General features: G+C 64.2%; 12 protein-coding genes. 5 read left to right on the top strand and 7 right to left on the bottom strand.

What is annotated here, in order from left to right; translation table 11 throughout:
• Positions 1-122: 122 nt before the first annotated feature.
• The 3 genes from U5S82_22175 to U5S82_22165 all read right to left on the bottom strand — a co-directional run bounded on the left by U5S82_22175 (position 123) and on the right by U5S82_22165 (position 3,453).
• Positions 123-1,265 carry an aminotransferase class V-fold PLP-dependent enzyme gene (locus U5S82_22175; GenBank protein MDZ7754269.1) on the bottom strand — a complete coding sequence of 381 codons (1,143 nt, stop codon included), beginning with the start codon at positions 1,263-1,265 and terminating at the stop codon, positions 123-125.
• Positions 1,266-1,362: 97 nt separating this feature from the next.
• Positions 1,363-1,962 carry an HD domain-containing phosphohydrolase gene (locus U5S82_22170; protein MDZ7754268.1) on the bottom strand — a complete coding sequence of 200 codons (600 nt, stop codon included), beginning with the start codon at positions 1,960-1,962 and terminating at the stop codon, positions 1,363-1,365.
• 252 nt (positions 1,963-2,214) lie between these two features.
• Entirely contained in the window at positions 2,215-3,453 is a 1,239-nt protein-coding gene (locus U5S82_22165) for an HDOD domain-containing protein (GenBank protein MDZ7754267.1), read from the bottom strand.
• A gap of 414 nt (positions 3,454-3,867) precedes the next feature.
• Between U5S82_22165 and U5S82_22160 the strand changes: the two genes are divergently transcribed.
• On the top strand, positions 3,868-4,644 hold the full coding sequence (locus U5S82_22160; GenBank protein MDZ7754266.1) for a VacJ family lipoprotein: 777 nt from the start codon (positions 3,868-3,870) through the stop codon (positions 4,642-4,644).
• 70 nt (positions 4,645-4,714) lie between these two features.
• On the opposite strand, the gene U5S82_22155 is transcribed toward U5S82_22160, so the two are convergent.
• The gene (locus tag U5S82_22155; protein MDZ7754265.1) at positions 4,715-5,065 is read right to left on the bottom strand and encodes a hypothetical protein; all 351 of its coding nucleotides are present in this window, start codon (positions 5,063-5,065) and stop codon (positions 4,715-4,717) included.
• 182 nt (positions 5,066-5,247) lie between these two features.
• Here U5S82_22155 and U5S82_22150 point away from each other — a divergent pair, with 182 nt between their 5' ends.
• The gene (locus tag U5S82_22150) at positions 5,248-7,155 is read left to right on the top strand and encodes a transglycosylase SLT domain-containing protein (protein MDZ7754264.1); all 1,908 of its coding nucleotides are present in this window, start codon (positions 5,248-5,250) and stop codon (positions 7,153-7,155) included.
• A 55-nt stretch (positions 7,156-7,210) separates the two neighbouring features.
• On the opposite strand, the gene lon is transcribed toward U5S82_22150, so the two are convergent.
• A complete protein-coding gene (lon, locus tag U5S82_22145) occupies positions 7,211-9,622 on the bottom strand; it encodes an endopeptidase La (protein MDZ7754263.1) in 2,412 nt (803 codons plus the stop codon).
• Positions 9,623-9,982: 360 nt separating this feature from the next.
• On the opposite strand from lon, the gene trxA reads away from it, so the two are divergent.
• Positions 9,983-10,360 carry a thioredoxin gene (trxA, locus tag U5S82_22140; GenBank protein MDZ7754262.1) on the top strand — a complete coding sequence of 126 codons (378 nt, stop codon included), beginning with the start codon at positions 9,983-9,985 and terminating at the stop codon, positions 10,358-10,360.
• A 64-nt stretch (positions 10,361-10,424) separates the two neighbouring features.
• Positions 10,425-10,976 carry an NUDIX hydrolase gene (locus U5S82_22135; protein MDZ7754261.1) on the top strand — a complete coding sequence of 184 codons (552 nt, stop codon included), beginning with the start codon at positions 10,425-10,427 and terminating at the stop codon, positions 10,974-10,976.
• Here the strand turns inward: U5S82_22135 and U5S82_22130 are convergent.
• Complete coding sequence (locus U5S82_22130) at positions 10,973-11,434, bottom strand: DUF1249 domain-containing protein (protein MDZ7754260.1); 462 nt, start codon at positions 11,432-11,434, stop codon at positions 10,973-10,975. The genes U5S82_22135 and U5S82_22130 overlap by 4 nt on opposite strands.
• 53 nt (positions 11,435-11,487) lie before the next feature.
• On the opposite strand from U5S82_22130, the gene U5S82_22125 reads away from it, so the two are divergent.
• On the top strand, positions 11,488-12,141 hold the full coding sequence (locus U5S82_22125) for a hypothetical protein (protein ID MDZ7754259.1): 654 nt from the start codon (positions 11,488-11,490) through the stop codon (positions 12,139-12,141).
• Positions 12,142-12,151: 10 nt separating this feature from the next.
• Here the strand turns inward: U5S82_22125 and gpmI are convergent, their stop codons facing one another.
• Positions 12,152-13,696: a 2,3-bisphosphoglycerate-independent phosphoglycerate mutase gene (gene gpmI, locus U5S82_22120; protein MDZ7754258.1), complete on the bottom strand. Its 1,545-nt coding sequence runs from the start codon at positions 13,694-13,696 to the stop codon at positions 12,152-12,154.
• Between the last annotated feature and the right edge of the window lie 26 nt (positions 13,697-13,722).

The following is a 13,722-nucleotide window of genomic DNA, read 5'->3' as shown; positions in this document are numbered from 1 at the left end:
CTGGGCCTGAATGGCGGCCTCGGCGAGAGACCCCCGTTCCGCATCACCATACGGAAAGCAATACGCTCTTGTCTTGGTTCTCCGTGCCTCCGTGCCTCCGTGAGAGATAAATGCTTTGGCGTTCATCGGGCGCCACAGTCGCGGGACAAGCGGGCCACCCGTTCCATGGCCTCCTCCATGGCACTCTCCGGGGTGTAGAAATGGGGTGACAAGCGCACGCCCCCGGCGCGTTGGGCACACAACACGTCGGCGGCCATGAGGCGCCGGTACAGACAGGGGGCGTCCACGGCCGCGATGCCGAAGGTCACGATACCGGCGAGGCGCCCGGGATCCGTTCGCGTCACCAGGAATCCTCCTGGGATTTCATTAATTTTTTCAATCAGATAATTAACCTTTCTCGAAATGTTCTCGGAAATGACGGCAAGCCCGGTCTCCAGGATCAGGTCCACGCTCGCCGCCAGGGCGTGCACCGCCGTCATGTTGGGGCTGCCACACTCGAAGCGTCGGGCCGTGGTGGCTGGCCGCCAGTCGAGACGGTCGAAGTCACCCATATCCTCCAACATGTGCCAGCCGAACTGGGTCAGGTCCAGGCGTTCCCGCAACTCGGGGCGGCAATAGAAGACCCCCAGGCCCTCGGGGCCGAGCAGCCACTTGTGGCCGTCGGCGGCGAGGAAATCCAGCCCCATGTCCCGCACATCCAGGGGCAGGGCACCGAGTTGCTGGATGGCATCCACGCACAGCAGGATCTGGCGCCGGCGGCAGGCCGCCGCCAGACGGGGCAGATCCATCCGGAACCCATCGGCATACTGCACCGCGCTGACGGCGAGGATGCGAGTGTGGTCATCGCAGGCCTCGATCAGGGCACCTTCCGCATCCTCGGCGCGCCGGATATCCACGGCCCGGGCCTCCACGCCGCGGGATACCAGGGATCCCCAGACGACTCGATTGGACGGGAACTCGTGCAGGGGATGGACCACGTTGTCGCCGGCCCGCCAGGGGTACCCGTAGGCCACGAAGGAGAGGGCCTCGGAGGTGCTCTTCACCAGGGCGATGTCGTCCGCCGAGCCGGCGTTGATGAGCCGGGCCAGAGACTCGCGCAGGTGGGTCTCCGTCTGCAGCCAGCGGGGATAGTCGCGAGAGCCCTGGCTCAGATTCTCCGCGGCGAAATCCACCACCGCGTCATGGGCGCACCGGGGCCACGGGGAGACACCGGCGTGGTTCAGATGAACGAGGCCGGGACGAAGGGGAAACTGGTCATGCCACACCGGCGGCTCCTGGGGGTTGGACAGCGTTTCGGGGGCAAACTATCAGGGTGGACCCGGGGGACGCAAAGCCCGGAACCAAGAACCGCACCGCGGTCTCTCAGGGGCGCTGGTCGCGGAAGCGCGGGGCCACCTCGATACAGGCGACCACCAGACGGTCATCGAAGAGCACGCCCCGGGCATCGCTGATGATGGCGAGGGCGGATTCCAGGGAGCGTGCCGGACAATAGGGCCTGTGAGATACGATGGCGTTCAGGGTATCCGCGATGCCCAGGATCTGGGCCCCCAGGGCGATGGCGTCACCGCGCAGTCCCTGGGGATAACCGGAGCCATCGATGCGTTCGTGATGCTGAAAGACCATATCCCGAACGGGCCATGGAAACTCAATATCATCAAGTATTTGCGCACCGATCCTCGCGTGAGTTTTTATGAGCTCGTATTCCTCGTCGCTGAGGGCCGAGGTCTTGTTGAGGATGGAGCCTGGGATGCCGATCTTGCCGATGTCATGGAGGTTGCCCGCCACCCGGATCCCCTCGAGTTCGTGACTGGACAACCCGATCTGCTGGCCGATGCTGCGCGCCAGGGCCGAGACATGGGCCTGGTGATTGGCCGTATAGGCGTCACGAAAGGCGATGGCCTTGGACATGCCGTGCATGGCCTGCAACAGGGCGCGTCCCACGTGCTCGTCGAATTCTTTCAAGGGCGGATCCCCGACATGGAAGGGGCCAGGACATTCCCGGCACCCGGAAACCACTTACAGCGGCCGACCGCGCCCCTTACTTTATTGCGCATAATGTATATTATGTTAAATAATAGCCATTCCAGCGTACTCCCGCGGCCATGGGTTCCGCCATGGGTTCCAGCTTGCCGCAAGCTGCGGCAGTTCCTATCGCGCCCCTCTATGTTGCCCTGACCATGTGCCCTGGACATGGGCTCACGGACTCACCCGGAGTCATCCCAGCAGCAGGCGCCGCATCTCGCTGATCTCCTTCTTGGCATCCTCGAGGATCTTGAGCTGCTGACTCTCGGTGAGGTCACCGAGGCTCAGTTTCCTGTAGGCTGGGACCAGTTCCATGGGTGGCGCCCCGAGGGCCTCGGCATCGCCGCCCATGCAGTGCAGGTTCGCCACGATCACGAGGTCGCACAAGTCATGTTCGGGGCTGTCGTCCCGGTACCAGACATAGGCCTCGCGGGCGACGTTCACCAGGTCGGTACTGAAGCCCCACTTCTCCAGCACCATGGCCCCCACCTGCCCCCTCAGCTTCACCACCACCTCCTCCAGCCCCTTGGCGTTCCCGGCCAGGGCCTCGCAGGTATCCGCCTGTTGCAGGAGAGTCGCGGTGCCGATGTCATGCAGCAGGCCCGCGAGCAGCGCGTGTTCCGGCTCGTAGAGCCGGGTCAGGCGCGCGAGGATGAAACTCACGGCGGCCACCATGGTGCTGTGCTGCCACACCTTGAGGATGCGCTGCTTGACCATGGCGTGCTCGGTATTGAACAGATGCTGAAGGGTGAAGCTGGTGACCAGATCCCGTGTCACACTGAGGCCGAGGCGCACCAGGGCATCCCGAATATTGCCCACCGGTGAGGCTCCGGCATAGAGGGCGCTGTTGGCCACCCGTACCAGGCGCGCTACGAGCGCAGGATCCGCCTGGATGATGCGCGCCACCATGGGAATATCCACCTCGGGCTGCTCCACGGCCTTGCGCACACGCAGGCTGATCTCGGGGATCTGAGGGATATCCAGTTTGTCGTCGATGTAATCCTGATAGATGCGGAACAACAGGCGGTTATCCGGCTCCTCGTCATCCGCGTGGAGTTCGTCTATGGCGTAATCCTCCGGTTCATCGGCGCGCTGGAGCACGCTCAGGAGGTCCGCATCCACCTTGAGGCAGCGTACGGGCGACAACGACGTCGCCGAGAGCCTGCCGGGGTGGCCGGCGCCCAATGGTTGCAGGGCGGCGGCTTCGCCGGCCCGCAGGTTGAAGCCGGTGCCGTCGGGACGTTCCAAGCGCAGGGAGCCGGCGAGCAGGAAGAAGGTCTCCGGTCGCGTATCGCGCAGGGTGAACAGCGGCTTGCCCCGTGCGGCTCCGGTGATCACCGTCGCGTTACGTTTGAGTTCGTGCAATGCCTCCGCCGAGAGACTTCGGAGGGCCGGAAAGCGCTGCAGCTCACTGTCATCGACCGCTGTCATCACCAAAAAGTACCGTCAATCGTGTGAGTGGTACGCCACGCAGGGAATCGAGACCATGACCCTGATGGCGCCGGCGAAATGGAATCCCTTTCCTAACCTTAGCGTCTGGTGCGAAAAATAGTTTAAGGGCTTGAGCTTTGGGCTCGAATCACATGCATAGCAAGAGTTTTTCGTTCGTTGAGCGTCGAAGCGCGAAGGGTCTCCCACAAAGACGCCGGCACGCCAGGGGGTATCAGCCGGGTGCTGATGAGTCTGCGATTAAACAAATTCGGAAAGGCGCTGATTTCCTTGTCGTTGTCATCCCTCTAGGTTACAGTTGTAATTCATGTTGCTCAAGCCGCCCGCTATAATCATTCAATCTCGCGGCAGGCCTGCCTTGCCCGCATTGCCATCAGCACATAAGGATTTCATCTCATGAGGGCCATTCCCAGATCCCTGTCGGACGTCGGCGCCCTGCTCGGCACCGCCCTGTTGGCCCTCCTGGTCACGGGATGCGCCACCGCCCCGGAACACGTCGACCCCCGTGATCCCTGGGAAGGGTTCAACCGCTCGGTACACGCCTTCAACACCGACTTCGACCGCGGCATCGGCAAGCCTCTGGCCGAGACCTACAAGCTCGTGACCCCCGAGCCCGTTGACACGGCGGTCACCAACTTCTTCGGCAACATCGGCGACCTGCTGGTTCTGATAAACAACCTCCTCCAGGGCAAGCCGGGAGACGCGGCCTCGGACGGCGGGCGGGTACTGATGAATACCACGTTCGGCATCCTGGGGTTCATCGACGTGGCGAGCAGCGTGGGCCTCGAGGCCCACAACGAGGATTTCGGCCAGACCTTCGGCGTGTGGGGTATAGAGCCCGGGCCTTATGTGGTCCTGCCCTTCCTCGGTCCTCACACGGTCCGGGACGCCGTAGGATGGTATGTCGGTTTCGAGGTGGACGACTATTGGGAGTTCAAGGACCGGGATACCCGCCGGGCACTGCTTGCACTGGAACTCGTCGACATGCGCGCCGACCTGATGCGCACCACCAATATCGTGGAGACCGCGGCCCTGGACCAGTATGCCTTCATTCGTGACGCCTACCTGCAACGGCGCCAATTCCTCATTTACGACGGCGACCCGCCCGAACAGAACGACTACGACTACGACTACGAGGACGTCACCCCCGCCGCGGCACCCATGAGCCCCTGAGGCGACCCTGTTGCGCTCCTGACCGACATCTCGGGCGGGTTCACCGTCCGGCCGTCACCCTTGCTCATCCCTACATCAACCTGTTGGGGGCTTCATCGGTGAGCCTCATGACGCGCTGGACGATGGCCAACGCGTCACGGGCGAACCCCTCGATATCCCGCCACTCGGGGTTGGGGCCGAGAACCTTTTCCCCGTCCTCCGACCTGACGGTGATGACAGTGGCCTTCATATCGTCCTCGGTGACCACCTCTTCAGAGATGACATAGAGTACCGGGTCCTCCACACCCTCCGGGACGAGGGCGAGAATGAAGAAATAGCTGTTCTCATCGGGGCTCTCGATGTCCCCCAGGATGACGGCCTGAAAGGTGCCGATGTGATAACGCCGTTCGGGAAGCGCCGTGTTTATCTGTGGTCTTTCCATTCCTCTCCTCGTGGTTGCGCGGCCTGCAGGGCGGCGTCAGCCGGTGTCGGCCAAGGTGGTTTCAAAGCGAAAACACGTCGAGGATAATGCATCGCCCCGGGGCCTTCGACCCCAGACTTTTGATGAAAAACGGCATGTGGAACTTGGGGAGGCGCGATATCCCAAACCGTCTGGGAATGGTTATGGTGGTCGTCATCGCCCTCCTCCTCGGGACGTGGGGCGCGGGGGCGAGCAGTGATGAGGCGGGGCGCCGTCAGGCCTTCGAGGAGGTGGAGGCCAGGGTAAAAATGGGCGTGGCTACTACCCAAGAGGTGGAATCCCTGCGGGACCATCCCCTCTATCCCTATCTGGTATACGAGGCACTGACGCGACGCCCGCGGCTCGCCGATGCCCCCGCGGTGGCAACCTTCCTTGCGGACCATGCCGACACGCCCCTGGCCTCGAGGCTGCGCTCGCAGTGGTTGAGATGGCTCTATCGGCGCGGGGCGTGGGAGACCTTTCTCGAGTTCTTCGAACCCACCGGTTATACGGCCATGGCCTGTCGCCACCTCCACGCCCTGGCGGAGAGTGGTGACGAGGACGCGGCCCTGGCCCGGGCCCCCGAGGTATGGTTGGCGGGGCAGTCCCAGCCGGACGAATGCGACCCGGTGTTCGCCCTGATGGAAGGCCGCGGACACCTCACCCCTGAACTGGTGTGGCGGCGTATCGGCCTCGCCATGGAGGCGGGAAGACCGAGCCTGGCCACCTATCTGAAACGTTTCCTGCCCGCGGCGGATCAGCCCTGGGTGGACCTGTGGATCGCGGTCCGGCGGCGGCCGGAGACCATCCTCGAGGACCGCCGACTCCACGCCGATCATGAACAGGCCCGCGAGATCGTCGTCTATGGAATCGGCCGTTGGGTCCGGCGCTCCCCCTCGGCGGCGGCACGGGCCTGGTTACAGATCCGTGACCGGCATGCGTTTTCCCCGGCCCAGGGGTCGGCGGTAGCGAGGACCCTGGGTCTGTATCTCTATCGCCGACATCCCCATGAGGCCATGGAATGGCTGGCGCGGGTGACGGAGGAGACCGCCGACGAGCAGGTGCACCGGGCCCGCACCATGGGCCACGCCAAACTGGATGACTGGCAAGGCGTCCTCGAGTGGCTGGACGCCCGCGGCCCCGGCGAGGAGGCCAGCGGTCGCTGGCGCTACTGGCGGGCCCGAGCCCTCGAGGCCACGGGGAATGGCGAGGCCGCTCGCGAACTCTATAGCGAGATCGCCCGACTGCGCAGTTTTTATGGTTTTCTGGCCGCCGACCGGCTGGAGCAACCATACCGCCTCAACCATCGTGGACTCGAGCCCGCCGCGGCAACCGCCGCCCGCGTGCGTGCCCTGCCGGCCCTGGCCCGTATCCGCGAACTCTATGCCCTCGGCCGGGATCTTGATGCCCGGCGGGAGTGGCACCATCTGCGCACCCATCTCGACCGGGATGAACTGGAGGCCCTGGCGGCGGTGGCCCACGAGCAGGGGCGCCATTTTCACGCCATTCTCGCCCTCGGCCGCAGCGAGTCCTGGGATTACCTGGACGTGCGCTTTCCCCTGCCCCATCGCGACGTGGTGATGGCCAGGGCCGAGGCCCAGGGGCTCGATCCGGCGTGGGTCTTTGCCGTGGCGCGCCAGGAGAGTGCCTTCGCGCCCGAGGCCCGTTCCCCCAAGGGGGCCCTCGGCCTCATGCAACTGCTGCCCGGCACCGCCCGCAGCGTGGCCCGAGACCTGAAGAGCCGGGCGAGCAGCCGTGACCTCTTCGACGTGGACAACAACATCGCCCTGGGCGCGGCCTACCTGCGCGGTCTGATGGAACGCTTCGACGACCATGCCGTACTGGCCACGGCGGCATACAACGCGGGCCCCCATCGGGTCCGGTCCTGGCTGCCCGAGGCACAGCCGTTGGCGGCCGACATCTGGGTGGAGGACATCCCCTTCTACGAGACCCGTAAATACGTCAAGCGGGTCTTCAGCTACACCGCCATCTACCAGACCTTTCTGGATGCCACCCCCACGCGCCTGAGCGCCCGCATGCCCCCGGTGCCACCGTCCGGGACGGCGCGCTGATACCCACCACCGACAGAACGCATAGGATAGCCCCCGCTGTCACAGTGAACGGATCTCAGACGAACACCAAGGCCGCGACGTCACGGTAATGGGCCGCGAAATTAACCGTCAGCCCGACTTTAAGATAATCCGGTAATTCATTGAAATCACTTTCATTCGCCTTGGGCAGAATGAGATGTTTGGTACCAGAGCGGCGGGCCGCGATGACCTTCTCCCGGATCCCCCCCACAGGCAGCACCTTGCCGGTGAGGGTGAGTTCGCCGGTCATGGCCAGGGAACGCCGGGGACGGCGGCCGAGGGCCAGGGACAACAGGGCGCTGGCCATGGTGATGCCGGCGCTGGGTCCGTCCTTGGGCGTCGCGCCCTCGGGCACGTGGAGGTGAATGAAGGCGTCATCGAAGAAGGTCTCCTGACCGCCGAAGGCCTTTACATGGGAGGCCACGTAACTGTAGGCGATCTCCGCCGACTCCCGCATCACGTCCCCCAACTGGCCCGTGAGCTTGAAGGCGCGGTTCTTGGAGTGCACCCGGGTCGCCTCCACGTTGAGGGTGGCGCCCCCCATGGGGGTCCAGGCCAGGCCGGTGATGACGCCCACCCCATACATGGCCTCCTCCTTCTGGAACACCGGCTGCCCGAGATAATCGGGGATGTCCCGCTCGCTCACGCTGAGCGCCTTCACCTTGGCCTTGCCGCGGCTGTCCACCAGTTTCACCACCGCCTTACGCACGATGCGGCCCAGTTGTTTCTCCAGCCCCCGCACCCCCGCTTCGCGGGCGTAGCCCTCGATGACCCGGCGGATGGCGGCATCGGTGATCTTCAATTGGGCGCGTTTCAGGCCCACCCGCTCCAGCTGGCGGGGCCACAGATGATGTTTGGCGATGTCCAGCTTCTCCGCGGTGATGTAGCCCGACAGGCGGATGGTCTCCATACGATCCAGCAAAGCCTTGGGGATGGTGTCCAGCTGGTTGGCGGTACAGATGAACAGCACCTTGGACAGGTCATAGCGCACGTCCAGGTAGTGGTCCAGGAAGTTGTCGTTCTGCTCCGGATCCAGCACCTCCAGGAGGGCCGATGCCGGGTCCCCCTGGAAGGAGGCGCCGATCTTGTCAATCTCGTCCAGCATGATCACCGGATTGCTGGTCCGCGTCTCCTTGAGGGCCTGGATGACCTTGCCCGGCATGGCACCGATGTAGGTGCGCCGGTGACCTTTGATCTCCGCCTCGTCGCGCATGCCGCCGACGGAGAAGCGATAGAACTTGCGGCCCAGGGCATCGGCGATGGAATGCCCGATGGAGGTCTTGCCCACACCCGGCGGCCCCACCAGCAGCAGGATGGAGCCCGCCACGGTGCCCTTCAGCACGCCCACCGCCAGGAACTCGATGATGCGATCCTTCACATCGCTAAGACCATCATGGTCACGGTCCAGGATCCCCCGGGCCCGCTTGAGATCGACGCGATCCTTGGTGTAAACGCCCCAGGGCAGGCTGGTCAGACTGTCCAGGTAGTTGCGGGTCACGCCGTACTCCGGCGAGCCGGCCTCCAGCACGGACAGCTTGTTCATCTCCTCCGTGATCCGTTCCTCCACCGGGGCGGGTATATCCAACTCCTCAAGGCGCTCGCGGAAACGGTCGAGTTCGGCCGTCTTGTCGTCCTTGGCCATGCCGAGTTCCTGTTGGATGGCCTTGAGCTGTTCGCGCAGGAAGAACTCCCGCTGCTGGCGGGACACCTTCTCCTCCACCTGTTCGCGGATCTCCGTCTGCACCCGGGCCACCTCCACCTCTTTTTTCAAGAGCAGGAGTACCTTTTCCATGCGCCGGTGCAGGTTGCGGGTCTCCAGCACGTCCTGCAACTCGTCGCGGGAGGCGGTGGTCAGGGTCGCCGCGAAATCCGTCAGGGGCGAAGAGTCGGTGGGCTTGAAGCGGTTCAGGAAGAACTTGAGTTCCTCGCTGTAGAGGGGATTCAGGGGCAACAACTCCTTGATGGTGTTGATGATGGCCATACCATAGGCCCGCATCTCGTCCTTGTTCCCACTCTCCTCGTCATCGAGATACTCCACGCGGGCCACGTAGGGCCGTTCCCGGGACAACCATTCGACGATGCGATAGCGCTTGATGCCTTCCGCCACGAACTGCAGCTGCCCACCGTGCTGCATGGGTTCATGAACCCGCACCGCGGTGCCCACCTCGGCGAATTCCTGCGGGTCGTGGTGCTTGTTCTCGTTGCGATCCCCCATCACCAGCCCCGCCAGGTGGTGCGCGGTGTCGCCTACCCGACGCATGCTCTCGAGCCAAGGCTCGGCATCGAGGATGATGGGCAGGGTCTGGGGTGGAAAGAAGGGGCGGTCCGACAGGGGCAGGATGATAAGGGTTTCGGGAAGGATCTCGGTGGCCACCGCCAGCTCCGAGCGGGATGGCGGGTGCTGGGTGGCTTCCTCTTCTTCCGGGATCACTTCGACGTCGTCATTCATGGGTGGCTTCCTGGTGTCTTGGTGTGTTGCAGGTCCGGAGCGCAACAGCCTTCCCCCGGGACCGGTCCGTGTCTCGTGATATGAGGGTCGGGGCGGTGAATGCAATGGCAGCCACGCCTCCGGCCGCCCGTGCGGTCAAGCCTTCGAGGCTAGGGTACGCGCCGGGGTGCGACCATAATCCCACTGGTTTATTAGTGATTACTTGACCGCTTGGGCGGATCCTTATAGCCTCTTGAAAGCCAGTCTCATCAATCCCCCATCCACCGTCCCGGTCAAGCCGGGGAATACGTTGTTCCTGATAAATTTCTGATTCAGGGATACCCACTATCCCCAACGTGCCGGGCCATCAGGAGTGAAAACGTGGCAACTGTTGCACTTACAGAAGAGAATTTCAGGGACACCATCGATAACAATGGCATCGTCCTGGTCGATTTCTGGGCATCGTGGTGTGGTCCCTGCAAGATGTTCGAGCCCATCTTCGAAGAGGCCTCGGACAAGTATACCGACGTGGTCTTCGGCAAGGTCAATACCGAAGAGCAGCAGCAGCTCGCGGCTATGTTTCAGGTGCGTTCCATTCCTACCCTCATGATTTTTCGCGACCAGATCGTCATCTTCTCCCAGCCCGGCATGCTGCCGGCAGCGGCCCTGGATGAGATCATCCAGAAGGCCAAGGATCTGGACATGGATCAGGTGCGGGAGGAGATCGCGAAGCAGCAGGCTGCCAGCAACGACGCCTGAGCAACCCCGTCAGCCGAGAGCCGGACCGGTCTTTACAGCTGTTCGTGCCTGGCGCAGCATGTCCATGACATCCGCCCCGGAAATACTCTTCGAGGGTGGAGTCGTCAGGCTCGCCCGTGAATGGCTCGAAGTCCCCGATGGCCGCCTCGTCGCCACCGAGGTGGTGCGGCATCCGGGAGGCGCCGTCGCCCTGCCCTTTGATGATGGCGGGGACGATGGCGGCCGTGTTCTTCTGCTCCGGCAGTACCGTCCCTGCATCGGCACCTGGCTGTGGGAACTGCCCGCCGGCAAGCTCGATCCCGGCGAGTCTCCCGAGGACACCGCGCGCCGGGAACTAGCGGAAGAAGCGGGCCTGGTAGCGCGGTCGTGGCGCAAGCTGGGCGAGGTCGTCACGGCCCCCGGTTTTTGCGATGAGGTGCTCCATCTCTACCTGGCCCGGGACCTGACCCTGGTGGCTGCCGACACCGAGGACGACGAGTACATCGAGACCCACTGGATGGGGCTGGACCAGGCCTTGGCCCTCGCCGACAGTGGTGAGATCCGGGATGCCAAGACCCTCGTGGCCCTGTATCGTTGCCGGGGGTTCGGCGACCCGGGGGAACGGCGCGGCGCTTAACGCTCCAAGGGCAGGAAGAGATGCCCCTGATGCAGGCAATAGCCCAACCAACGCTGCAAAAACCGGTTGAGTTCCCATTTGACCTCGAGGGGGCTGGGATCCGGGCGACGCCAGCACCGGTGATGCACATGACGCCGCAGACGCCCGCTGGTGGCCTCCGCGACCCTTGCATCCCGATAGAGACGAATATGGAGATTGGGCTCGTAGAGGGGAGCGCCCTCCTCGTCCGCCAAGGCGTAGGTCAATACCAGGTCCGTGGTGAAACGGTGGCGATGCTCCACATGTAGATGAAGGTCCAGGGCCCCGGCCACCGAAGACACGGCATGGTCCGGCAGACCATCCAGATCAGGCACCAGCCGCTGCAGCCGCAGATAGCTCGTTTCCTGAAGATCGAGCAGGCTGGCCAGGGTGCGCGGCTGGCAGCCCGTCAGTTTGATCTTGGTGGGTGAACTCAGCATCGGGCAGATACTAGCACACAACCCAAGAGCCGCTTTCCACTTTGCCAAGGTCCATGGAACACCCTTATCAACTCATCCTGCTGGCCCTGTCATGGCTCGTCTACTTCGCCATCCATTCCCTCCTCGCCTCCCTGTGGATGAAGGGGGGGGTGGCCACCCGCTGGCCTCGCGCCATGGGCATCTACAGGCTGGGCTTCAACGTCGTGGCGGTGCTGTTGCTGCTGCCGCCGTTATGGCTGACCCTGACCTGGCCGGGACCCTGGCTGTGGCGCTGGGAGGGCTGGGCCTTCTATGGGGCCAACGGTCTCGCCGCCGCCGCCGCCGGCCTGTTCCTGTGGTCCCTGCGTTACTACGATGGTGCCGAGTTCCTGGGCACCCGCCAGCTGCGAGACGGGGCCGAAGGGATCGAGGACCAGGAGTCCTTGAAGATCTCCCCTCTGCACCGCTACGTGCGCCATCCCTGGTATACCCTGGGTCTGGTGATCCTGTGGACCCGGGACATGGACGCCGCCATGCTCCTCGGCGCGGTCGTCATCACCGCCTATTTCGTGGTGGGCTCGCGGCTGGAGGAGCGCAAACTGCGGGTCTACCACGGACGGGCCTACGAGGAGTTCATGCGCCGGGTGCCGGGCCTGGTGCCGCGCCCCTGGCGCCGCCTGTCCCGGGACGAGGCGGCGCGCCTGGAGGCCATGGGACGGGACGGTTGAGGGCGCCGTATCAGCTGCGGATGGGACCGAGGAGCAGCGACTTGGCCTTGATCTCCGAGGGCCGGGGCAGGCCCATGAGGTGCAGAATCGTCGGGGTGATGTTGGCGAGGCCACAGCCGATGGCCAGTCGCCACGCCACCTCGTCCACGATGAGGCAGGGCACGGGATAGACGGAATGCTGGGTCTGGGGCTCGCCGCTGATGGGGTCCACCATCTCGTCGCAGTTGCCATGATCGGCCGTCAGGATGATGGAGTAGCCGTGCTCCCGCGCCACGTCCATGAGCCGGCCCACCTCGCGGTCCATGGTCTCCACTGCCTGCAGGATGGCACTGCGCACCGCCGTATGACCTACCATGTCGCCGTTGGCGAAGTTCACCACCAGGAAGGCATATTCGTCCTCACGGATGGCCTCGATGACCGCGTCCGCGACCTCGCGGGCGCTCATGTCGGGGGCCAGATCATAGGTGGATACCTTGGGTGAAGGGACGATGAGACGGTCCTCCCCGGGGTAGGGATCGCCGCGCCCACCGTTGAAGAAATAGGTCACATGGGCGTATTTCTCCGTCTCTGCACAATGGAACTGCTTGAGACCGGTACCGCTGATGATCTGCCCCAGGGTGACGGCGGGTTTCTCCTGCTCGAAGGCATAAGGCAAGCCGAACCACTTGTCGTATTCGGTCATGCAGGTCACCGGCACGGGCTCGTAAGCTCCCCGCGGGAATTCCCCGAACTTCGGATCGAACAGGGCGGAGACCAACTGCCGCGGGCGGTCCTTGCGGAAGTTGAAGAGTATGACCTCGTCGTCCCCGGTGAAGGGGGAGCCGCCGTCGATGACCGCCGGCGAGATGAATTCATCGTTCACACCCGACTCGTAGGACTGTTCGATGGCCTCCCGGGCCGATCCGGCGGCGCCGCCCTCGCCGCGTACGATGGCCCGCCACGCCAGGGCCGTGCGCTCCCAGCGATGGTCACGGTCCATGGCGTAATAGCGCCCGCTCACCGTGGCGATGCTGCCGCCGCACACCTCGAGGGCCTTGTCCACCGACTCGAGGTATTCCAGGGCGGCCTTGGGGGGCGTGTCGCGGCCGTCGGTGATCATGTGCACCACCGGCCGCACGCCGTAGCGATTACACATGTCGATGAGGGTGGTGAGATGGCGCACATGGCTGTGGACCCCGCCATCCGACACCATGCCGACGAGATGCAGGGGACGCCCGGCGGCGGCGGCACGCTTCATGGGCTCCACCAGCACGGGGTTGCCATGGAATGAGCCGTCGGCGATGGCGTCGTCGATGCGCACCAGGTCCTGGCGGATCACCATGCCCGAGCCGATGGCCATGTGGCCCACCTCGGAGTTCCCCATCTGGCCGTCGGGCAGCCCGGCCGCGCGCCCCGACGCCTGCAACAGGGTGTGGGGATAGCGGCAGAAATACTCGTCGAAGCGAGGCGTATTGGCCTCCGCCACCGCGTTGTTGGTCTTGGACGGGTTGACGCCGAAGCCGTCCAGAATGATCAGCAGTACCGGCCTGCGGGGTGCGCCGTTGTCGTCAACCATAGAAAGTCCATCGGATTGGGTTCATG

The sequence above is a fragment of the Gammaproteobacteria bacterium genome, assembly GCA_034522055.1.
Classification (GTDB): Bacteria; Pseudomonadota; Gammaproteobacteria; order JAABTG01; family JAABTG01; genus JAABTG01.
This window is presented reverse-complemented; position numbering and strand designations above follow the sequence as displayed.